The following is a 24,224-nucleotide window of genomic DNA, read 5'->3' as shown; positions in this document are numbered from 1 at the left end:
CAGATTTTCTCTATGTGACGCACCGCGCCAATATAGCGGTTCTCGGTTGAGTGAGACACACTGATTTTCGTTAAAAATAAGCTTATAAATTTCAGTTTTAATCACTATTTCCTGATTGCAAATTCTTTAATGTCCCTTGCAAAAACTTACCCCATTTTGCTGCTAAAGGAACTTCTGTAAACGGAACACGAATTGATTTATCAGCAGTAAATAAAAACTCTAATTCAATTTTTCGACCTTTTTGGGGTGGATTTTCTATATCTACCGAATTACCATTTACCAAAAAGCGGATTTCTTGAACATCCAATAAAGAAAAAGTTTCTAATTCAATGGGTCCTTTAGTTGTAGGTTTTCCCCAAGTGATATCATTACCTTTTTGAGCTAATACTGCATAAATATCATATTTAGCCCGTTCAAACTGTTCTGCCCAAATTCGATAAGCTTCAAGTTTCTTAAATTCCTGGGAACCTTGCCACGCTAACCAGAAAAATGCCACTAATAAAGGCAACCATAAAAGACCACGTTCCATAATTCGTAATTCTTAATTTTTTCCAGTCTCTATTTTCCCAAAAATACCATGAGATGAGTTATCGTAGTGAGCAAACTGACAAGAAGCGGTGATGAAAAAATTTATATTATTGTGCTTGTTTGTCATCGGTCTGACTGCTGCTGTGTTTGGGTTTCTGAATTTTCAGGGACTAGCAGCTAAAGGTGACTTCGAGACAATTTTGCTGGATTTTCGGGAAGATATGGCAGAAACTGTCATTCAGAAAGATTTGCAAGCGATCGCACAACAATACAATGTTACACCCCAACTGGATAATAAATATTCAGCGGCCGACAATGTATATATTATCAAAGGCGATCGCACCAGGCTCCAAGAATTAAGAAAATCTCCTTATGCTAAAGTTACAGAATTCATCGAGCCAAATTTTATTTACAGAACTGTTCCCCTAGGGAAAAATACTGGTTTAGCAGAACTCCCAGCCCAAAACAATCAAAATACCAATCCTTCATTAGTTGGCCCCAATGACCAATATTACAGCAAGCAGTGGAACCTGCACAAAATCGGTGTCGAAGGTGCTTGGACTCGCACCAAGGGTAGCGGTATTACAGTAGCCGTCATTGACACCGGCATCACTCAGGTACGCGACTTAGCTGACACTAAATTTGTCAAAGGCTACGATTTTGTCAACGACAAAGAACAAGCCAATGATGATAACGGACATGGAACCCATGTCGCCGGTACAGTCGCCCAAACCACTAACAATCAATATGGTGTCGCTGGAGTCGCCTACGAAGCCAGTCTCATGCCCTTAAAAGTGTTAAGTGAGTCCGGGAGTGGAACAGTTGCAGACATCGCCGAAGCCATCAAATTTGCCGCCGATAAAGGCGCAGATGTGATTAATATGAGCTTGGGTGGTGGTGGTGAAAGCCAACTCATGCAAGATGCTATTGAATACGCCTATAAAAAAGGTGTAGTTATTATTGCTGCTGCTGGCAACGAAAGTACTGATGGTGCTAGTTATCCAGCCCGTTATCCCCATGTTATTGGTGTTTCTGCCTTTGGCCCAGACGGAGAAAAAGCATCCTATTCTAACTATGGTGCTGGTGTAGATATATCTGCCCCTGGTGGTAGTGAAACCGGTGCAATTCTCCAAGAAACCATCGACGAAAACGGTGAAGGCGTATTTTTGGGACTGCAAGGCACAAGCATGGCCTCTCCCCACGTTGCTGGTGTAGCAGCATTAATTAAAGCTACGGGAGTCACAGAACCTGAACAAATTTTAAAAGTTCTGCAACAGTCAGCCAGAGTTATTCAAGATGATGGTTTGAACTATTATGGTGCTGGACAACTCAACGCTGAAGCAGCAGTTAAACTAGCCAGCGAAGGACAAATTAGTTTTCCCGATTTCTTCCGGTGGTTGCGGGATAACGGCTATATCAACCCTGGTTTTTGGATAGATGGTGGTGCGATCGCACTATTACCTAAAATATTAATGGTAGTAGGTTCCTATCTCCTCGCTTGGTTTCTACGAGTTTACTTCCCCTTTGCTTGGAGTTGGTCTTTATCCAGTGGCTTAATATTTGGTAGTTCTGGCTTATTCTTCCTCAAAGGATTGTATATCTTCGACCTTCCCCAATGGCCTTTCCGGGTTTTAGGCAGTTCCATTCCCGAACTAGGTAACAGCTTACAAGGAACAGGCGCTTTAAATCCTCTCTTTGCCAGCGTCCTAATTCCCATTGTTTTGATAGCATTACTATTAGGACATCCCAATTGGAAATGGTTTGCCATTGGTTCTAGCTTAGGAGTAGCAGCCTGTTTAACAATCAGCGCCATTTATGATCCCGCAGTTTGGGGATTAGGAGATGGTAACATAGCCCGTATTTTCCTCATCGTTAATGCTTTACTGTGTTACGGACTCGTGCGTTTAGCATTAAAAGACGAGAAACAAACAGCTTAAATAATTAGGTAATAGGAAAAAATCTTTCCTATTACCTATCACCAGTCAACCTATTACAAATTCTTAATTATGACTATTACAGTTACAGGAAAAATTGAACGCCGCAATATTGGACTTGGCGCTTGGGCGTTTGTTACAGACGAAGGCATTACTTATGAAATTCCCAAAAGCACTGACAAAAACTTACTCAAATCAGGACAAACAGCCAAAATCACAGGAAATGTCCGCGAAGATGTCATGACAACGGCAATGATTGGTTCTGTTTTAGAAGTTAATTCTTTTGAGGTGCTTGACTAAGTTAATACATAAAAAAGCCCCCCTTTTTAAGGGGGGTTGGGGGGATCTAAAGATTGTTGGAAGAAGCGATGAATTCCTCTATAATTCCACATACACCTACAAAATTTTTCAACACATCATTATTTGTAAATCTCATCATCTTTAACCCATAACCCTTTAGCATTTCAGTTCTTTCCATATCATAATTTTTACCTTCAGGCGTAAAATGGCTATCACCATCTACCTCTATCACTAATTTCAAACTTGGACAGTAAAAGTCAACAATAAAATTATCAATAGGTCTTTGTCTAAAAACGCGAAATTTAAAGTTTTTTAAGTATTCATTCCACAGCTTTTTCTCTGCTGGTGTCATGTTTTTTCTCAGTTCTTTTGCCCTTTCTATAAGTTTTGGGTTGTAGGGTAAGTGAAAATTTGATTGAAGTAAGTTTTTTTGTATCGGCATTTGTTAGATACTCACGAAGATCCCCCCTAACCCCCCTTTTTAAGGGAACAAGAGGTTTTTTAGATATTCTGGTCGAAGTTCACCCTTCACCTCTAAAAAAAAGGGGGAAAATTAGCATGATTATTTTGCTTAATCTTTATTACCTTGTGCTAATTGTACACCCTTATAAATCCCATAGCCAGCCAAACTAGCAGCAGCAATTACTTTTAACAGTGCTTAGTCCTCAAAAAAGCCCCCCTTGTTAAGGGGGGTTTGGGAGGATCATCTATAATCCTGACTTTGAATACTTCGCAACTTAGCAGCATCACGCATACCATAATCAGCACGAGTAAAGCGATTTAACTGCATTTCAAAAAACTCCCGATTTGCCTGTAAATGCTTGGGATTTGGATCATCTAGCGGATATAAAAGCGCAGTTCTTAAAGCTTGAATTACCGCAGACGTAACATTATACATTGAACGTTGGAAAGTCACACCCAACTGAATCAACATATCATCTTCACCGCGACAATGTTGTTTATAATAATCAACAAGATATTCAGGGAGAAAATGCAACATATCCTGCATTAATAATGTGGGAGGAATACCCGCAGTTCCTACAGGGAAAACATCAGCATAAAGAATGCCATAATGAAAGTCTTTTTGGTCATCTGGGACTTGTTTTGCTTGGGCATTATATGATTTTGTACCTCGGAATGGTGCAGTCCGGTAAAACACAGCTTCTACATAAGGTAAAGCGGCTTCATATAACCAAGTAAAACCTTTAGATTTAGGGATAATCTCATAACATTCACCATCAACATAAAGATGATGATAAATGGGACGACCGGCAATAGCAAAAATACCATTAACCAAGAAATTCATCGCATCAGGAACACCTTTAAAACCGCCTTCATCATAAATATCCGACATTTCAAAAAATACCGGTGCCATCACTTCCCAAAAAAGTCCTAAATTAGAGTAATAGGACATCATTCGGCACTGTTCCAAAAACATATCTGGAAACAGTTTATAAAGTCCTAACATCAAAGGATTTTTTTTAAAGTAAGCTTTAATGGCTTTATCAGCGTTGGCTTTATATTCTTCCGAATCTAAATAAGCATCAAATTGATTAACTGGGGCATACATTTGACGATGCCACAACATTGCTTGCATACAAGCTTCGGCAAATTCCATGTTAATTCTATCATGGAATAAATGATGTAAGATTTTTGGCATTTTGGTGGTTTCACCTTTTTCCATAAATGCCAAAAGTTCAGGATGTGCTGTAGCAACACCGCGCCAAATTCTTAAATCTGCATCATCACCTGCATAATGGTTATGTAAGTCTAAATATTCTTGAGGTAAGAAGTATTTAAAGGCTGGAAGGGGATTTAGAAATACTCTTTCGGCAATATAAAGCAAGTCGCGCCAATAGAAGTCCATCGGTACGGCGTAAGCTTTATAAATACCGATGATTTGCATTAAGTTTTCCGGCGTATCTGGCAGCATTGAACCACCAGCTTCTAGACGATGAATTACTTCTGCAAATTCGTGGTTTGATGGAGGTAGTTTGGTGATTGGTTTCTCTGGAGTTTGTACCATTTTGATTAACTTAAGAAGTAGGACTATTTTGTAAATTTTGGTTTAAATTTCGACGAATTTTTAAGGCGGAAGATGCTCAAAACATCATGAGTCCACATGGGTAAAATCAGAGTTATTTTCTCGTTCCTATACTCTGTATGGGAATGAATTTGAAAGGATCTGCCTTTAGTTGTGGCAGAGGCAAAGCCTCTTGATAGCATTCCCAGTCAGAGACTGGGAACGAGGTATATTATTTTTTTATTCTGAACTCCTTCTTAAATTACTTTAATGCCACTTGTGAAATTACGGTTTTTTCAGGGATAGGAATAGCAGCTACCATTGCTGTAGTTGTGGTTTCACTCCAACGCACTAACCAGGTGGGTTGTACTCCTAAGAAAAGAATAAGGGCGGCTAATATTAATGCGGGTATTTTTTCTGCCCAAATGACTCTAGGATAATATGCTAAGTCGTTGTTGAGTCTGCCAAAACAGGTGCGATTGAGGAGAATAACGAAATAAACCGCAGTTAAACCGGACGAAGCTACGCATAGTAATGTAGGCAGAGGGAAGGTAGCAAAACTGCCTTGGAAAACGATAAATTCGGCAATAAAGCCTGTTAAACCAGGAATACCTGCGCTGGCCATGCCACCAAGAACTAGTAAGGCACTGATGAGGGGTAAGCCGCGTATGGGACTCATTAGTCCGTTGAGTTTATCTAGTTCTCTTGTCCCAACTTTAGCTTCAATAACACCGACTAAATGAAAGAGGATAGCGAGAATAATTCCGTGACTGAACATTTGCGCTACTGCACCAACTAAGGCTAGTTTGGTACTAGAGGCTGCTGCTAGGAGAATATAACCCATGTGTCCGATGGAACTATATGCTACCATGCGTTTGATGTCTTTTTGAGCGATCGCTATTACTGACCCATAAATTGCAGTGATAGCACCCCAAATGGCTAATGTTGGTGCAACTATATTCCACGCTTGGGGAAATAAACCAAAGCCAAACCGTAATAGTCCATAGGTTCCTAATTTTGCTAATACTCCACCTAATAAAATGGCAATAGGTGCAGAAGCTTCAACGTAAGCATCAGGTAGCCAGGTATGGAAAGGAATTAAGGGAATTTTGATGCCAAAACCTAAAATTATTCCTACTAACAATAACAATTGCATTCCAGCAGAAATATTTTGGGTAGAAACTGCATCTAAGGCAAAACTATGGGAACCACTTAACCATACCATGCCCAAAAATGTTGCCAGAATTAATGCCCCAGAAACTGCCGTATAAATCAGAAATTTCATCCCTGCATAGGCTCGTTTTTCTCCTCCCCAAATGGAAATTAATAAATAAAAGGGGATTAATTCGAGTTCATAGAACAGGAAGAAAAGCAGTAAATTTTGAGCTAAAAATGCACCCGCAACGCCACCACTGACTAATAAAACCATTGAGTAAAAAAGTCGAGGGCGTTCGGTATCTTGACTACTGCTGTAAATAGCTATCCAAGTTAATAAGCTATTTAATACCAACATTAGTATTGATAGTCCATCAACTCCTAAGTGATAACTTAAACCCAAAGTTTCATTCCAAGGTAAATATTCTTGAAACTGCATTCCTGGATTGTTGATATCAAATTTCAGCAGAATAAAAATATTCCACAAGAGAACTAAAAATGACAGGGTTAACGATACCAGTCTGGTTTTAGTTTTAGAAATAATATTATCTGGTAAAAATCCGATAATTGCCGCGCCAACAATTGGCAACCAGATTAAAACACTTAGCATAATTGGTGATTGGGGATTGGTAAGAGGTGATTGGTGATTGGTAAGAGGTGATTGGTGATTATCTTATATGAAAAAACCTCTTACCAATTGATTTAAGGAACTTAACTAACTAAGCTGACTTTACCTGTGTCTAAGTCGTAATAACCGCCAACTATTTTGAGTTTATTGGCATTGATTAATTCAGATAGCACTGGTGATGATTTCAAGGTTTCAATTTGCACCAAAATGTTAGCTTTACAGGCGTTTTCCAATCTATCTCCTGGTTGTCCTTTAGATTTTTCTACTCCGGGTTTAATCGCAGCTATTAATTTACCAATTTGTCCTGGTACTTCTTCACCTTTAATAGCGGCATCTACAGCACCACATCTTTCATGTCCCAGTACAAGAATGACTTTTGATCCTAATACTAAGCTGCCAAATTCTAAGCTGCCAATTTCTTCTGGTGTGGCTATATTGCCGGCAATACGGCAGACGAATAAATCTCCTAATCCTTGGTCAAAAACAATTTCTGACGGCACTCTGGAATCTGCACAACCTAGAATAGAAGCAAAGGGTTTTTGAGATTTTGCAACTTCTTGTAAACGCGTATAATCTTGATTTTTATAGCGACGCTTTCTGTTGGCAAATCTATTATTACCATCCAGTAATGCTTTGAGTGCTTCCTCAGGGGTAGTAATATTTTGGGCGGTGGCTACTTCAGGTGCAACTAAGTTGGAAGCTACACTTAAAGCAACTCCAGCACCAATTGCACCTGTACCTAATTGGAGTAAATTTCTGCGAGAAAGATAGCTTTTTTGATGTTTGATGTTCACTTATTTATTCTTACGTCAAAAGTTGTTTTTTTATTTTAGATGTTTATAGACACCTAAATCATAGATGTTTAAAAAATTAAATCTATGAACTGAACACTCCAGATAGGCCATGTCATCCATGCACCTAAAATGCCAACTCCTAACAAAATTGTGAAGGCATAAAATTGAGTTTGTCCATTAGTGCTATATTTCAAACTTTCTCCACCCAATAGGGAAAATAAACCCACAAAATTGACGATACCATCAACTACGAAGCGATCAAGCATATCGGCAAATTTGGAAAGTTGAGCAACTCCAAAAATTATAGTGACTTTGTAAAGTTTGGGTGTGTAAAAGTCATAAGCTAGTAAATCTTGTAAACCTTGCCAGGGCAAGCGTATTGGTTTAGCAATGTTACCTAAATAAATGACACCACCAATACTGCAACCAAAGATACTCGACCAAATTAAAAGCAGTACTACATCTTTATTTAATATTGCCCAATCAGGTAATAAAGATAAACTTTGCAACACCAGAGGCAGATGTAAAACAAAGCCGAATAAAACCATCATTGGTAAAACCATTAACCAAATAACTTCGGGGGAACGTTCACTCATTTGTTTGGCTTTACCACCAAAAATTAAAGCGAATTCTCTGGTTAAACTAAAGGCAGTTAAGCCATTGACAGCAATAATAATTCCCACTAACCAAGGTTGAGTTTCCCATAACCCATCAGCTAATTTTACTAATGCCCAAAAACTGCCTAAAGGGGGAAAACCAATTAACCCCAAAGTACCCACAATAAATGCTAAACCGGAAATGGGACGACGTGACCATAAACCACCGAGTTGGGTAACATCTTGGGTGATGTTGTTTAAGATGATGCTTCCAGTACTCATGACTAAAAGTGCAGCAGATAAAGCATGAGTGAGGACTAATAATAATGCTGCTTCGTCTTGTTGTGTGCCTACGGCGATAAATACTAAGCCCATGTAAGCACTGACAGAATAAGATAAACAGCGTTTGATGTCAATTTGAGCGATCGCTATTAATGAACCTCCAATAGCTGTCACCGCACCAATACCTACCATTGCAGAAGAAGCCACAGGGGATAAACTAAACACAGGTTGCAATTTAATCAGCACCCATGCACCACTCGCTACTACCACCGAGTTCCGCAAAATGGTACTGGGAACAGGCCCTTCCATCGCTTCATCTAACCACAAGTGCAAAGGAAACTGAGCGCATTTACCCATTGGCCCAGCAATTAAAGCCAAACAAACTAAGGTAATAATTGTCGGGTCTACTTTTGCCGTTTGCGCCCATATTGCTAAGTCTTGATAGTCCCAAGTTCCGGCTAACGTCCATAGTCCCAAAACACCCATTAGCAAGAATAAGTCACCAACCCGTTTGGTTAAAAATGCATCTCGCGCCCCAGTCACAACCAGAGGTTGACTGAACCATAAACCCACTAATAGATAAGTTCCCAGGGTAAGAATTTCTAGAATTACATAACTGAAAAACAGGTTATTACATAAAGCTAAGGCACACAAACCAGCTTCAAATAATCCCAATAAAGAATAAAACCGTCCCCAACCCCAGTCCCTTTCCATGTAGCCCACAGCATATACTTGGGCAAGGAAATTTAAACCGGTAATGATAATTAATGCACCAACAGTAATAGAAGACAGTTCTAAATTAATAGTTAGATTTAATCCAACTGTGGATAACCAAGGTATCAATACTTCTTTTGCTGGATGATTCCAGGTAGCGGTAAATGCCAAGACCGAATGCAAAAGAGAGAAGAACGTCATCACTAAATTGACGTAACCTGCCGGTCTTGATCCTGTACGACGAATAATTCCCGGCGACCAAGGTAAGGCTAAAATACCTCCTAATAAAGCATAGCAAGGGACCAGCCAAACGGTCTCTAGCAGTGACTCAAACATGAATTTACCTCTATATTTGTATGAAAAAATACTGACAGAGTATCATTTATCGTTGATCCCTGTAGTTTCTTGTGATGAAATTAAGGCAATTTATCTTTGCTTAATATTATTAGGTTATAGCTTACCGTGATTTTTACTGAAAATGAATTAGTTAATTACACAAATTTACGATATGTACTCTAATTTATTCTTATAGTTCTATGGATTGGATTATCTAATCAAGAACATTGATTTAAATCTATGCCACATTCTGAATACCCCAACTATCAGATGCCATATAATTGAGGGCAATCGAGGGAAATTGAGGGAAATATAGTTTCTAGGGAATATCAGAACAAGACTGTTCCCAAGTGAGCTTTTTCTCCACAGTCTGCTTTTCACCAGGTGGAACTGTACGCTCATCCATAAAGTAAATGTTGAATTTCTCTAGTTTTTCACTACCCTTGTGTTGAGTGTTCCAAACGTGACAGAGATATTTTCCATAAAGAGGATAAAGCTTTTTACCAACTGCTCGATTGAGATTAATAAAGTAAGTGCGCCATTGCATATTGTGATAAATAGCACTTCTGACACTTAAGCTGGGTTTATCCCAATTCACAGCACTCCCACCTCGGAAAATATCCACCTCGCTGCCATTTTTCAGATTACCAGGAATTATATGCCATCCATCATCTCTAGGGGGCGCAGGTGCAAAAATGCTCCAAGATTGATCAAGTCGTGTAACTCGGCCAAGAACTTCTGTATTTTGCCATATTTTCCGCTTGAATAAATCAGGAGCATAACTACTGATATTCCAGATAAAAGCGTAGATTAACAGTACCACAGCCAAAATATTCAAAAAGCGGGATTTACGAACTTCCAGAGGACGGAATTTCAAAGGTTTGGTGAAATTACCAGCGAATTTACGGTTAGATGCGATCGCTTCATAAAACTTTGTTCCCCCTGCCATGACAGGTTTCCAAGTCAACACCGGCACTAAAAATTTAAATATCGGCGACAAGCTCACTACATAAGCAATACCTTTAAACTTAAAATATCGCTTCCCTTGCCAATCTTCAATTACCCAAGAATTATGTGCTTCCATATCAGCATAGATATCCGGGTATTCCTGCGCCATTAATAACGGTGTCCCCGGCAAAATCAACAGCGTTCTTAATATATGCACTACTTTTTTACAAAACCCACAATCACGATCAAAATAAATTGTTAAGCCCTGACGTGCTGGTGTTTGTAGCCGCTTTTCTAAACTATGCCAAAAAGAACTGGGGAGAAATGCTAACCAACTAAAAATACTCAAAAATGGAAAAATGCCGATATTCAAAGTTAAGGCAAATCCGGCATGAAGTCCGATAAAAGTCAGAACTGCACCCAAGCGAAACCAGTTATTCCGAAAAGGAATGAATATCACCAATGGTCCAATCCATTCCAGCACCAAAGTAATTTTAGTGAAGATATTTAAAATTGGCTGAAAATTGAGGAGAAAATGACCAAAAGGAGTAACATATTGGTCAAAACTCAAAGCATAATAAACGGCGCTACCATCTACCCAAATGGGACTTTTAGTTTTAATTGCAGCTGAAAAGATATAGATAAAACACTGCTGACACATGAGAGCGAACGTAGCACCAGATAACACTCTTTCTGGTAACTGACGTTGTGAAGTATTCAGCGCACTATCAAGGGAATAACAAGCTCCTAAAGGCAGGAACATAGCCCAAAACAGGAGAGCGCGAAGGACATCATCCGCAGCGAAAATTAGGGCTGGATTGCGATTGTGGAGGGAAATGAGCAATATCCAAGAAGCAATGACAGCAACTCTGGTGTGATAACCCACCAACATCAAAAGCGCCATCAAAGTTGCGATCGCAAATAATAGTACCTGAAAAATCGGTTCACCACTAATGGCGTGTAAAGACCAATGTCCAGTTTTAGCGATTTCAGCTAGTAACCCACGGGGAAGAACACCGACATCTGTATAGTGGGCGGTGATATCTCTAAAGCGAGTCAATAAATCTGTGAGGATGATTAAGGAGATACCGATGCGAAAAACTGCAAGCGATCGCAAATCTAGTCCTAAAATAGTTTCTAGATTTTTTCTCCAGGATGTTTTTGATGTTTGTTTGTGAATGGTCATAATTTTTTTTAATAAACCGCGAAGGCGCGAAGGACGCGAAGGAAGAGGGAAGAAGGAAGAATATAAACCTCGTCCAAGTTGAGAACTAGAGTTTTTCAAAAGGGAACTCTTAACAGGGAACAGGGAAGAGTATAGGATTTAGGAACAAAACCCGATTAAGAAAAAACTATCGGTTTCAAGGTAGACGTGGTTTAAATAAATTTGGGATTTATAAAATATTGAGGAATAAATTTTAAAGGTTAAGCGTTTTTTACTTCTGATTCCTATTTTTTCATTTTTCCAAAAATCCACCTTTTAGCTACTTGAAGTTTATGTTTGAGAGTTGGTAAACGTTGAATATACACTCCTCGGCGAATAATGCGAGCTAGATTACCATCTAAGGTGATACCAAAGCTATAAACTACAGCATTCTTAATGCCTAAAGTCAGCATTTCTCCTAGGTGTAAGTAACTAAATGGCTTTAATTTACGTCCTGTAATTTTTGCCCAGATATTACGAGCCGCACAGGGAGCTTGTTGAAAGGCTGCTTGGGCTGTAGCAGGAGTTTGGTTACCTTGAATATCTCGAATTTCTGCCAGGTCTCCTAATACAAATACATTTGGATATCCTGCTAGTTGCAAAGTTGGTGTAGCAATTAATTGTCCTTGTTGATTATGTTGACAATTTAGGTTTTTTACCCATTCAATTGATTGATTTCCTCCTGTCCACAAAACTAAATCTGTCTGGAATTTATGAGTTTTACCTTGATGATTAACAATAATTGTATCAGGTTTGATGGCTTCTATATTGGTATCTAATTCTATTCTCACACCCCGTTTGACTAAAGCTCTATATGATGCAGTACGACTACCTTTAGAGAAAGTTTTAAGTATTTCATTTCCTCGGTCAATTAAGCGAATTTCTCCGCGTTTTTTGAGTCTATCTGCCAATTTACAAGCTATTTCCACACCATTAGGTCCTGCTCCAGCAATCGCTATCCGAATTAATGGTATATTCGATGCTTCTAAAAACTGCAACTGTTTTTTTAAATCTTCAGCATCAGCTAAAGTGCGAAATGTGCGAGCATATTCTGTTGCGCCTGGTACTACATCTAATCTTGTTTCTTTGCCAACAGCTAATACTAAATAGTCATAAGTTAGTATTTCTCCATTTTGCAAATTTACCAATTGTTTTTCTAAGTCAACACCTTGAATTTCTGCCTGATAAAATTTAGCTTGACTATCTGAGAGCAATTTTTTATAAGACGGTGCAATTTCGCCATTATGTAATTCTCCTGTTACCACTTCATAGAGTAAAGGAGTAAATAAGAAATGCTCTCGTTTTTCAATCAAAGTAATCTCATAATCAGGCTGACGAATTTGAGCAATCTTTCCTAATTCCAAAGCCGTATATAGCCCACCAAACCCACCACCTAAAATGCAAATCCGCAACGGATACGGTTGTTTTAGCTTACTTTTTTGAGGAATTTTGTCTTTTATTTCATACATGAGTTATGATTTTGTCTTTTTTTTATTGCACGCAGAGGCGCAGAGGCACAGAGAGAAGCAGATAAAAATAGATTTTTTTTTATTTAAGTTTTACTTACAGCGGTTTCCAATTGTATGAGGTATATCGTAGCCCCCTCATCGCTTGCGATGATGGGGTTCTTGTATCTCATAATATCGGGAAGTGCTGTAATTACGAACTATATTTACAGCTTTAAATTGTTCTACAAGTTCAATGGTTCGAGTCCGGCGACCATCAGGATTAAGATGATAATGAGTATCAGCAAATAAGCTAGATTCAGTCTTAATGTTTAAGGTTTCTTTGTTATAAAGTACAGGGGCAATTTTCCCTAAATCTTCTGCTGTCTTGCGGATATTATTGAGGGTTTTAGTATCAGTGCTGCCATAAATCCAAGAAAGCCCTAATATCAGAGTTGCTCCTTTGGCTTCAATTTCTTGTTTAAATTGCTGAATCCGTTTTAGAGAATGAGGAGAAACGCTATCATTGATTTTCAATTCCCACCATTCGCTTTTAGTCCGTTTTTTCATGACTGTTGGATCACCTTTGGCTGTAACTGGGTCAGAATAATAGCCTGTTAAATGACCTTTTTCTACCAAATCTAAAGATGATTTAGTGGCAGCGCGTAGGGAGGGTATACCTAATAACATCAAGTCTTGGGCTAGTTGCTTGGGGGGTACGTTTCCTAAACCGGGTTTACCAATAGCAACGCCAAATTGACCAGAGCGAGCGCCCCATCCATCTTTATCTAGTAACAATAAATATTCGGGAATAAGAATGACAATATCGCCTTTTTTGATGACATCAGAGATACTAGGCAAAATCACATCTAAACCGATGGGTCCATCTGTGGCTATGTTGAGGATGGGGATTCCCAATTTTTGTTGTATTAGACCTGCATCTACTGTGTAGTGAGCGCCAGAGCCACCGACAATGAGAATTCGCTGGGGTGCTTGTACTTCCTTAGCTATGGCGATTTTTTGTTCATACATCATCCGCAACCAGCTAAGTTCACCACCATAACAGGCATTGTAGAAATAACCAACACCCCAAGTTAAAGTAGCGATCGCAAACCAACTAGAAAATCTAAGAAACTTGTTCATAACAGGTGACAGTTAAGAGTAAAGAGTTTTAACTGAGAACTGAATCTAGAACTCAAAGTAAATAAACGGTGAAGGTGTATTAGCCGCAAATAAAATAGTTAGCACTAAAAGCACCCGCGATACCCAAGGAGAAATTAATAAATCATATTCAGTTTCTCCTTGTCGCCAAACTCCAATTTGTTCCATTAACAATAGTCCTATAGACAGCACTAAAGTTAATACTAAAGCTGCTGCTCCATTCCCATTAAAGAATGTCAAAGCTTCACCCAGGTTAGATAAAGAATAATTCCCAGGAGTTACCAAAACTTTCAGTTTTTCCAATAACCGCAAAGTATTGGTTTCCATAAAAAACAGACATCCTAAAATGATAGATCCAAAGGTTAAAGCCCAGGAAATGAACTGAGGCATGAGGAATTTTTGCTGTCCTAAAAATTTATAAAAAGGTCTTCCTGCATAACGCAGTACTAACAGCAGTAGTCCGTGATAAGCTCCCCAAAGAATGAAGTTCCAGGCTGCTCCATGCCAAAAACCAGATAGGGTAAATGTAATAAATAGATAGAAAGGGGCTAACTTCATGTTTTTACCCATTAAAGGTAGAAAAACATAGTCCCGAAACCAAGTGCTGAGGGTAACGTGCCACCTGCGCCAAAACTCGTTAATACTCTGGGAAGTATAGGGAGCGAGGAAGTTCAGGGTTAAGTTAACACCTAAAAATTTTGCTAAACCCAGGGCTATAAAACTATATCCACCAAAATCAAAATAAATTTGCAGCGTAAATAAAAAGGCAAAAAACCAGACTAACCAAGGATTATCAACTTGATCTACTTTAATGTATGGTGAAATATTGTCAGCTAGAACAAACTTCATAAATAGTCCTAGAGACAGCCAACGAAAACCAGATTCAAAGTTATCAAGTGTAAATTTGAACTGAAAGTTTTCAATCTGGGGAAAGAAATCAGCCCGACGTTCGATTGGCCCTGCGACAACTTGAGGGAAAAAGGAAACAAAGTTGACGTAATCTAAAGCAGCGATGGGTTGTTTTTTGGCACTCTTGTAGGAATCAACCACAAATGCCACCATTTGGAAGGTATAAAACGACAATCCAGGAGGGATGGAACCCATACCAGGGATAGACTTTGATTGCCAATTTGCTGCCAATCCTGGTATGACTAAGCCCAAAACATCTTCGACAAAAAAGTTCAGGTATTTGAAATAGGCGAGGATAGCAACATCTATCACTACTACAATGGTAGCGATCGCTTTAGCTGTCCATTTTTCTTGCCTCAACATCAACCACACCATCACGTAGTTGAAAATAATTTCGCAGATAAAGATGACAAAACTAGACTTGGAAGCGTTGAGAAACAAGAACAACGACATTGATACCAAGCCAAACGTGTCGAAAATACCTCTCCACAGGTTCAAAGACTTGGCAACATAACGGACTGTAAAATAAGGGATGCCAAATAGCAGTAGCACCCACCAAAAGGAAAACTCCGAAAAATTCAATTCAACCTGCCTCCAGTCTAAGAAATGCGTGAAATATATAAACTACTCAACTAATGGGTAAATTAGTTACAACATTTTTCATGTATTTAGACCACACTCTTAATTCCTCTGGAGTGCCTCTCTCTGTGCCTCTGCGCCTCTGCGTGAGACAAAAAATGAGTTCATCTACTCGAAAATTGCTATAATTTCCTCTCCCCATTTCCCCCAACATCAACTACCACTGATTTTGTTCCAAATTCCACCCCAGCCTTTGCCTTGGGTAGTTACTTCTTCTTTTGGTTTGCTGGCAACAGCAGCTGTTTTGGTAACACTAGTTGCGGAAGGTAATACACTCAGTTCATTGACTAAATATTGAGCAGCTTTTTCAATAGTTGGATAGTCCCAAAGTAAAGTGGAAGGCAGTTCTGCATCTAACCAATCTTCCATATCACCAACAATTGTGACCGAATCAATCGAGTCTAAACCATAGCGAGTCAAAGGTTCAGTAACTTTGATAGTTTGAGCATTGATTCCCAGTTGTGTGGCAATCTGATTAACTAACCATCCTTGGATAGTATCAACAGCATTCATAGTATTAAGCTTGGAGTTGGAGTTTTGGACTTGCATAATTGGTAGTTTCCTGTTGTGTAGAATTTGCTAGTTGGAAGGGAACAATGGAAAACATCTTGTCTTGGTTGTACAAGTGGATTAACTCTTGGGTAACAGCCCCGTCATCAATCCGCCCAGGCAATGCTTTGGCAGGGCGAAATGCCAGCATCAGCTTCCGCAAGCTAAGTGCCAGCCACTCTCCGTTAGCAAAGAAGTCTCCCAGATGATTGCGGTTATGAAGCCACGTATGCACACAAGCCGCCGCTACGTGTATTACGCAGTATTGTTTCGCCATATCAAACACCTCTGGCGATTGCTCATGCCCAAACTGGAAGGTAGAAGCTGTAATTTGCTCATCAAGGGTGTTTAACTCTTCCTGAACTATGCTGGTCAGGGTGATGATTTGGTACAGAATGTCTGGGTCGAGGTTTGAGTCTGCCTTGAGGTGTTGTAGGGATGTCAAGGCTAAATCTAGTCCTTGGAGTACATCGTCACCGCCCCGGTTGACCAATTCCAGTTTTTTGCCGTTGAAGGGGGGTAAAGGCTGTGTGAGGTCAAAAGTAGTAATTAGGCGTGTTTGCAGTATATCTAGGTTACGTCCAGCATTTCTAACACGAGATTTAGCTAACTGCCGCAGTTGTAAAAGTAAGGCATGAAGATTAACGACGGTGCTGCCATCAAACATACTGATGATGGCATTATCCCGCAAAACTTTTTGGAAAATTCCCCAGTCGTGTGCTTCCCGCAGATAGAAGCGTGAACCTAAAACGACGGAGACATTCTGCACCGTTGTTTCCAAGGTGGTAGTAACGAAGTATTTGACTACTGCTGACCAAACGCTAATTTGCTCTGGCATGGTATTAAATCCACGCGCAACCCCGATGGTGGCACAGTCACAAATGAGGATATCTAAAAACCCATCTGTAAGAGTGCGTTTAGGTTGGGGCATATCAAAGACTGTCTTGCCATATAGTTTGCGTTCTAGGGCAAATTTGAGGGTGGTACGTAGGGCTGTATCTGCTGCTCCTTGGGAAAAGGCTGCACATAAGGCTCTGGTAATTTGGAAGCCTTTGAGTGCTAGTTCTAATCCTGCGCCTTCTGCTCCTAACCTCATGGATTCTGGGATGTAGCAGTTCTCGAAGCGAATACCACTCATATCAGAACCACGCACCCCGTGAGTGAGGATTTTAGGAAGGTGGCTATAGTTGGCTTGGTCAATTTTGCTCTTTTCTACCATGAACAAGGAAAGGCTTCTGGCTCCTCCTTCGTCGTCGGTTCTGGCGAGTACGAAAGCGACTCCAGAGATGGTGGCGCGGTTAATTGGCCATTTTTCTCCATTGAGGATGTAGCCTCCAGGAACTTTTTTGGCTTGCATATCTCCGCCCAGGAGGTCGCTACCATGTGCCTTTTCTGAATAGGCTAGGCACATAGCGCCGTTGGCATCTTTCATGAAGCTGGACAGGGTGTGTTTTTGCTCGTCCGTTCCTGCCATCCAGACCAAATATGACCAAAACATGGTGGTGAATGCGATCGCAGCAGTTTGATCTCGTCGCGAAAGCACCCGGACAAAGGAGATAAACTCGTCAAAGCCGGTAAACTCACCACCGCATTCTGTGGGGATGTAATAGTGTTGGAGTTTCCAGTTGTATAGCCAGTTAATGATTTCGTGAGGAAATTCTTCCTTTTCATCCAGGTCTATTACCTGTTTGAAGGACATCATATTATCTGGGTTGCCAGGGTCGCCTAAATCCCGTTCTAGTGCTTCTGCGACCCAAAATTGCTTTAGTGGTTGCATGGTTTTCTCCTTAGTGGGTAACTTGCACTTGATCCAGCAAGGAATCGACTTCCTGTGATAGTTCTTGGTAGCTGGCACAGAATTTAGGGTTTTCGCTCCAGTCTGCTAACACGCCCAATTCACCTGCGAGGAAACTGGCTTTACAAGCACGACGCTGAATCTTGCCACTAGATGTTTTGAGGACGTTACCTGGTTTGGCTAAGACGATCGCATAAACTTGCAGTTCATGAATTTCTGCGATCGCTTGTCGGATACTGTTAATTACCTCATCGGCTTTAAACTCTTCAGGATTGCGTTTGATTTCCTGTACTATCACTAGTCGCTCAACTGCATCCACATCTATGGAGAAGGCTGCACCGTAGTCTGGGCGCAGAGCAGGATGAATTTGCTGCACTGTCCACTCTAAATCTTGGGGATAGTGGTTAGTACCCCTGATAATGATCAAGTCTTTGATCCGTCCAGTAATGAATAACTCACCACCCTTGATAAAACCTAAATCACCAGTTCGTAGGAATGGTCCCTCGTTGGTATCGACGGTGTAGGCGCGGAAGGTACTCTCGCTCTCTGCTGGGCGATTCCAGTAACCCCCAGCCACACTAGGATCAGCCACCCAAACCTCACCCACCTCATCGGCTGAACAACGAGTTAAGGTATCGGGATTTGCGATCGCTACTTTGGTATCACCCACCAACTGACCACATCCAGGAATCGCCCGCACACCATCACCCCAGCTACTGGCTTCGACAATTTTGTTTTTCTCAATTTCCGATGTTTTTACCAAACAAAGTACAGGTGGTTCATCTCTAGGACTAGTTGACACCAGCAATGTATCTTCTGCCAATCCATAAGCGGGAGCAAAACTTTCCCAACGAAATCCACAAGGTGCAAACTTCTCAAAGAACTCTTCCAACACCCTAGGATTAATGGGTTCTGCGGCATTACCCGCTGCTACCCAACTGCTGAGATCAAGACTTTCTATCTGTAAATCAGTAACACGTCCGACACACTGCTCATAAGCAAAGTTAGGAGCCTGACTATGAGTCCCTCGATAGCGAGAAATAGCCTGGAGCCAGCGAATCGGCTGTTTAATGAAAGCTAGGGGAGACATGACGTAGCAAGGATGACCATTGTAGAGTGGCTCAGTCAATCCTTCCACCAGTCCGTAATCATGGAAGTAAGGCATCCAAGTGATAGAAACACTCTCTGCATCATAGCCACAGGCTTTTTGCAAATAGCCACAGTGGTGCATGATGTTGTGGTGGCTGATCATCACCCCTTTAGGTGTAGAGGTCGAACCCGATGTATATTGCAGATATGCCAGGGTATCTGGACTCACTTGAGGATCTTGCCACTGTTCTGCCATTGCCAGATCAATATCTTCAGTAGCTATCCATTGCATCTGCTCAAACTCTGGAAAATCTAATTCTGCCTCTTGCAAAATGGTGAGAAAGCGTTGAGTGGTTAAGGCAAAGGCTGCATTCGCATCTTTCACTATTGCCCTTAACCGAGGCAAAGCCCGCTTCAACCTGCCAGCATCGGGCGGTGGTACAGGTATAGCTATCACCCCACCATAGAGACTACCCAAGAAAGCCGCTATGACATCCAATCCTTGAGGGTAAAGCAATAATGCTCGCTGGCCTTTTCCGTTGTATTTTTGCAACAGTGCGCCAATAGCACGGGCTTGAAGGTCAAGTTCTCCATAGGTTAACTTGCTTCCTTGTTTTTTTCCATCAATCAGGAACGTATAGGCGAGCTTATCCACTTCCTGGGTAGCACGCCAGCGCAGTAATTCTATCAAGGTAGAGGCGTTTGTCATTGGCAAATTTTGGGTAGCGAGGCATTGATTCATTTGGCGACTCCGTACAGAGTAGGATTATCTGAATCTATGGCACTACACATATCTCATCTGTACGTAGTACATCTGTATAGCTATGTGTTTGACGGGACTTTTCTAGCTCCATACTTAATCGTGACACGTACAACCGATTTAGTGAATACTTTATCCGTATTTTCACCAAATCAATAAACTTAACCTTTATTAACATCCGTTAATTCACTAGCCTTAAATTGCTAAAACCATTGTTTCTGAGGAAGTTTGCCTTCTTCATCAGTGTAAATACGAGATAATAATAATGATTTTCTCTATGAATTTTCTATGAATTTTTTTTTGAGTAGAAAATTGTTACGTTTGTTATGCTTTTAGAGTTTTAACCACTTAGTTTGATTAGTTGCCAGACAAACTAGCAGTACTTACATCGTTATAGAATTCTTGACGGCTATTCTGGTCTGGTATGGATGTAAAAGATTGGTTGCCAAATTGCCCATTATTGAAAAGCTTGCTGAACAAAACTTAGTTTGATTTTTTGTTCTGCTTTGCGGGGCAATAAATGCTTATTGGTATTGGTATCTTTTTATCAAAAAGTAATCAGATGGGGTGGTTGGTTAGTAAAACCCAGTATTCAAACTTTTAACTGTTTGGAATCAGTTCCACATTGCCCATAATCTTTCTTTTGATAGAGGTGAACTACTTTTGTCTGTTTATAAGTTGGTTATAACTATGAAATTAATAAATTAGCCAAATATTATGGCTGACCTTGTGGAAACTGCTGTCAAAGCTGGAATTTTCAACAAATTAGTCCAGACGGCTGAAGCTGTACAAATAAAAGATTTGTACAGCTAATTATCAAAAACCTTGATTTACCGTTATTTTAGCCTCAACCTAAAACTTCTCAAAACACTAAAACTCACAGAGAAAAAATGAAACTTTTAACGATTGACACCAAAAACAATTGTTACGTTATTGACGCTAATGCAATGAACCACCTGCAACAAGATGTTGCTAGGTCTTTTACTTTGGAGAAAGGGACTTTTGATATAAAAATTACCAGTGGTCGCTATAGTTATGCTCAGAGTGAAAGTGAAGGCGAACCTTTGGTTGTACTTTGGATATATGGGGTTGATGGTAGTACATTTATCAACAAAAATACAGGTGCGGAAACAGGTGCAACTTGGACAACTTTAAACGGATATAACAAGACGTTACAGTTGGAAGTTAAAGAGAAAGCTGTTATCTGTGCTTTGTTTTTTGATGTAAATAATAGTGATAATAAAGGAGCAATCAACCTTTTAATTAACAGTAATAAACCACATTTTAATCCTCAAAATCTAACAGTTGATAGTAAAAAGAACTGTTATGTTATTGATGAAACAGTTCTCTCTAAGCTGAAGCAACCAAATTCTAATCTTATTGAATTGGAACCAGGTAATTACAAGCTCAAAATTCGTGAAAGCAACGCAACTTATTGGTCTTCTGAGCAAAAATTCCAATTAGAACCTTGGGCTTTACTATGGATTAAAGATGGAAAATTTGTTTCTAATCTTACTGGTCTTGAAGTTAAAGAAACTTGGTGTTCGCTCAACGGATTACAAGATGAATTCATTTTAGAAGTCAAAGAAAAAACTACTATTTTAGGATTTTTCTTTGATACCTACAAAGAAGATAACAAAGGACAAGTCGTTCTAGAAATTAACACAGTGAGTGAGACTGAAGTAACCGAAAAGTATGAAGGGCAGAAGGAACCCCAAGTAACAGTAGGGACAGGCGGTAATGGGAATAAAGACAATGTCACCCTTGTAAGCACTGATGGTGGAACTACCACGGTCGGAGATCGCTTCAGCGGTGAGAATGATTTCAGCTTCAGTTTCAATCAAGATCAGATGGAGCAAATGTGGCAAGAGATGGCTGCCAATATCGAAAGCTCAGTCAGCATAACGGCTCAAAAAGACGAAAATAAACAAGCCTACTGGGAAAGTCTTGAAAACTCGATACTCAAAGGCTATCAAAGCCAAGCTAAGACACTTGCCATGCAGGTAGCACGGCTTGAGTTCATGATGAAGACTCTCATACAACAAACTGAGGTAAATTTTAACCAAAGCTTCCAAGGTTGGTCTAGTTACTTTAATAAAAATCTCAATGACTTGTTTATTACGAGAATTCCCAGAATAGTTAATGACCAGGTTCATCTGGCAATTACTGAACAAACCCAAGAAATTAAAAACTTAGTAATTCAACAGATACAAACAGAACTCAATGAGCGTGTTGAGTCTGTCGTTAATCTGAAACTCACTAATCAAGCGCAAGAGATTAAGACTTCAGTCGTTCAGCAAATGCAAACAGAACTGGAGCAACGGATAGAAAATGTCGTTAATGTCAAAATTGCTAATCAATCTCTTGAGATTAACACTCAAGTCATTAACCAGATATCAAATGACATTGACCAGCGCATTGAGAATGTGGTTAATGTCAAAATTGCTAATCAATCTCAACAGATCAGCAATCAAGTAACTCAGCAGATACAATTTGACATCGATCAGCGTATTGATAATGTCGTCACTCTGAAAATTTCTGATCACACCCAGGATGTCAAGAATCTTGTGATTCAGCAAATGCAAAACTACATTGAGGAACGGATTGACAATGCAGTTAACATCAAAATTGCTAATCAAGCCCAAGATATTACCACTCAAGTAGTTCAGCAGATCCAAAGCAACATTGATAAACGTATTGATGCGGTAGTTAACATCAAAATCGCCAATCAAAACCAAACCATTAAGAATTTTGTAATCAAACAGATTGAGTCTGATTTCGATCAACGCATCAAGTCTGTCGTTAACCAATCTACCAATAACAATGTTCAGTTAGTTGTTAATAATGTCGTCAACGAGCTTGATAATCGCATCAATGTCAACTTAGACAATAAAATTGTTAACTTCCGCAATGAAGTATCTACGCTCGTTAAGAATGAGGTTAACCAAAACTTCACAGAATCTCTCAAAATAACGATTTTAGGAGATATCAAAAAACAGCAGTTCTACATTGATATGCAATCAATCAAAGCTGAGGTAGAAAACTTTTATGCCCGTTTAGGACAGTTTGAGAGTCAGTTATATTTTCGTATTGAACAGGGTGATACCCAACTTTATAATTGGACTCTCGAACAACTTATTGCCCTTCAAGGTTGCTTAACCGACCGCCAAGCTCTGGTTGAGATTTTTGAGGTCTTCGCCAGTAACCTTAAAGACCAACTAAATGGTGCTGAATGTGTTCATCCTAATCGGTTTACCCCTTGGGTAAGAAGAACTTCGCAAGCGCAATTTCAGCCTATGGAGCCTCAGCAACCTTAACGGGTGACACATAGCAGATGACTTAGCATGGAAGCATAAGTAAGTAATTGGTAGTAATTGTTAGGTTTTCAGCTACTGTTAATTAACCCCATAGTAAAAATTGGGGGTTCTTGCGTTCTTTTTATGGTGATTGAGGATTGATTATAACAAAACCCTGACGGGGCAAGGGTTATAAACAATTATGCCCATATTTTCAATGAAATGCCCACACAATAAGGCTTTCAATGGTTTTGAACCAGGTTTTCCATAAAAAGAACCGAAGAACCAAATTGGGTTGCCGACCAGAGCGTTAATTGTGGAAAAATTATTAAGAACCCTAGTTATATATCACGGCAATCATTCTGAAGTCATAGCTTCGTCCCAAAATGGAGTGAAAGCGATTTAGGAACGGGGTGTTGCTTTTGGCAGACAACATGGTTAAACTGGGACTTCCTAGCCAGTGGTAATTAGGCTAGAATATTGCAACAGCCCCAGCTTGTTAGTAAATAGTTATCTCGAGCTTGTCTTTGCCAATAAAAAACCCCCAGTAGGTATTAGCCAGCTAGGGGAGATTAGTTATCAGGGTGCATCTACCAATTTATTTTTCTCAGGTGCTTCACTATCCTCCGGATAAATTTCTCCTCCAGAAGTTTGTTTTTGTTTCTGAATCAAAAACTCTCAGTGAGTATTAGTCAGCTAAGGGAAGTTAGTTATCAGGGTGAATATGGCAAGTAACTGTTATTTTTTAACCCACTGGCTACGGATAAGTTTTTCAGAGATAGGGTAGTATGATTGTTGCTAACTACAAAAAACCCCCAGCGGGTGTTAGCCTACCAGGGGAAATTAGTTATCAGGGTGCATCTACCAGTTAAATGTTCTCAGGTTTCACATCGTACTCCGGATGAATTTTTGAGAATCAGGGTTGTATTACAAAACCTTAGTTGATTTCTAGACAGACATAGGCTATTTTAGGCATAAATAAACATCTTTACGCCTTCATAGTCGGTGATTCAAATCAATGCCTTGGTGAAATTCCGGCAATGAGAAGTAAACCCTGATATCTTTGTCTATGGTTTTATGGACTATGATTGGTAGTAACTACAAAAAACCCCCAGTGGTGTTAGCCAGCTAGGGGAAGT

The 24,224-nt window shown here is 39.9% G+C and carries 16 protein-coding genes; 3 read left to right on the top strand and 13 right to left on the bottom strand.

What is annotated here, in order from left to right; translation table 11 throughout:
• Positions 1–97: 97 nt before the first annotated feature.
• Positions 98–529, bottom strand: a complete 432-nt coding sequence (locus ACSQ6I_RS01605; RefSeq protein ID WP_438888523.1) for a hypothetical protein — start codon at positions 527–529, stop codon at positions 98–100.
• A 91-nt stretch (positions 530–620) separates the two neighbouring features.
• Here ACSQ6I_RS01605 and ACSQ6I_RS01600 point away from each other — a divergent pair, with 91 nt between their 5' ends.
• Together ACSQ6I_RS01600 and ACSQ6I_RS01595 are read left to right on the top strand one after the other, a co-directional pair.
• Positions 621–2,465, top strand: coding sequence for a S8 family peptidase (locus ACSQ6I_RS01600; protein WP_438888522.1), 1,845 nt, complete (start codon positions 621–623; stop codon positions 2,463–2,465).
• Between the two features lie 69 nt (positions 2,466–2,534).
• Entirely contained in the window at positions 2,535–2,762 is a 228-nt protein-coding gene (locus ACSQ6I_RS01595; RefSeq protein WP_438888521.1) for a hypothetical protein, read from the top strand.
• Between the two features lie 46 nt (positions 2,763–2,808).
• On the opposite strand, the gene ACSQ6I_RS01590 is transcribed toward ACSQ6I_RS01595, so the two are convergent.
• The 12 genes from ACSQ6I_RS01590 to ACSQ6I_RS01535 all read right to left on the bottom strand — a co-directional run bounded on the left by ACSQ6I_RS01590 (position 2,809) and on the right by ACSQ6I_RS01535 (position 19,771).
• Complete coding sequence (locus ACSQ6I_RS01590) at positions 2,809–3,204, bottom strand: endonuclease domain-containing protein (RefSeq protein WP_438888519.1); 396 nt, start codon at positions 3,202–3,204, stop codon at positions 2,809–2,811.
• A 261-nt stretch (positions 3,205–3,465) separates the two neighbouring features.
• Complete coding sequence (locus ACSQ6I_RS01585; protein WP_438888517.1) at positions 3,466–4,788, bottom strand: CO2 hydration protein; 1,323 nt, start codon at positions 4,786–4,788, stop codon at positions 3,466–3,468.
• A gap of 259 nt (positions 4,789–5,047) precedes the next feature.
• Positions 5,048–6,550 (bottom strand): NADH-quinone oxidoreductase subunit M, encoded by a 1,503-nt coding sequence (locus tag ACSQ6I_RS01580; RefSeq protein WP_438888516.1) that lies wholly within the window; start codon positions 6,548–6,550, stop codon positions 5,048–5,050.
• 101 nt (positions 6,551–6,651) lie between these two features.
• Entirely contained in the window at positions 6,652–7,362 is a 711-nt protein-coding gene (locus ACSQ6I_RS01575) for a carbonic anhydrase (protein ID WP_438888515.1), read from the bottom strand.
• Between the two features lie 68 nt (positions 7,363–7,430).
• On the bottom strand, positions 7,431–9,290 hold the full coding sequence (locus ACSQ6I_RS01570) for an NAD(P)H-quinone oxidoreductase subunit F (RefSeq protein WP_438888514.1): 1,860 nt from the start codon (positions 9,288–9,290) through the stop codon (positions 7,431–7,433).
• Positions 9,291–9,609: 319 nt separating this feature from the next.
• On the bottom strand, positions 9,610–11,424 hold the full coding sequence (locus tag ACSQ6I_RS01565) for a hypothetical protein (protein WP_438888513.1): 1,815 nt from the start codon (positions 11,422–11,424) through the stop codon (positions 9,610–9,612).
• A 263-nt stretch (positions 11,425–11,687) separates the two neighbouring features.
• Positions 11,688–12,911: an NAD(P)/FAD-dependent oxidoreductase gene (locus ACSQ6I_RS01560; protein ID WP_438888512.1), complete on the bottom strand. Its 1,224-nt coding sequence runs from the start codon at positions 12,909–12,911 to the stop codon at positions 11,688–11,690.
• Between the two features lie 135 nt (positions 12,912–13,046).
• Positions 13,047–14,030 carry a hypothetical protein gene (locus ACSQ6I_RS01555; protein WP_438888511.1) on the bottom strand — a complete coding sequence of 328 codons (984 nt, stop codon included), beginning with the start codon at positions 14,028–14,030 and terminating at the stop codon, positions 13,047–13,049.
• Positions 14,031–14,075: 45 nt separating this feature from the next.
• The gene (locus ACSQ6I_RS01550; RefSeq protein ID WP_438888509.1) at positions 14,076–15,539 is read right to left on the bottom strand and encodes an MBOAT family O-acyltransferase; all 1,464 of its coding nucleotides are present in this window, start codon (positions 15,537–15,539) and stop codon (positions 14,076–14,078) included.
• 210 nt (positions 15,540–15,749) lie between these two features.
• Positions 15,750–16,109 (bottom strand): acyl carrier protein, encoded by a 360-nt coding sequence (locus ACSQ6I_RS01545; protein ID WP_438888508.1) that lies wholly within the window; start codon positions 16,107–16,109, stop codon positions 15,750–15,752.
• Positions 16,110–16,113: 4 nt separating this feature from the next.
• Positions 16,114–17,922 carry an acyl-CoA dehydrogenase family protein gene (locus tag ACSQ6I_RS01540; RefSeq protein WP_438888507.1) on the bottom strand — a complete coding sequence of 603 codons (1,809 nt, stop codon included), beginning with the start codon at positions 17,920–17,922 and terminating at the stop codon, positions 16,114–16,116.
• 10 nt (positions 17,923–17,932) lie between these two features.
• Entirely contained in the window at positions 17,933–19,771 is a 1,839-nt protein-coding gene (locus ACSQ6I_RS01535) for a fatty acyl-AMP ligase (protein WP_438888506.1), read from the bottom strand.
• A gap of 908 nt (positions 19,772–20,679) precedes the next feature.
• Between ACSQ6I_RS01535 and ACSQ6I_RS01530 the strand changes: the two genes are divergently transcribed.
• Positions 20,680–23,106 (top strand): hypothetical protein, encoded by a 2,427-nt coding sequence (locus tag ACSQ6I_RS01530; RefSeq protein ID WP_438888505.1) that lies wholly within the window; start codon positions 20,680–20,682, stop codon positions 23,104–23,106.
• The last annotated feature ends 1,118 nt before the right edge of the window (positions 23,107–24,224 follow it).

The organism is Anabaena sp. WFMT (assembly GCF_051781005.1).
Taxonomy (GTDB): domain Bacteria; phylum Cyanobacteriota; class Cyanobacteriia; order Cyanobacteriales; family Nostocaceae; genus Anabaena.
The sequence above is the reverse complement of the archived record's forward strand: the minus strand, read 5'-3'. Positions and strand labels throughout refer to the sequence as shown.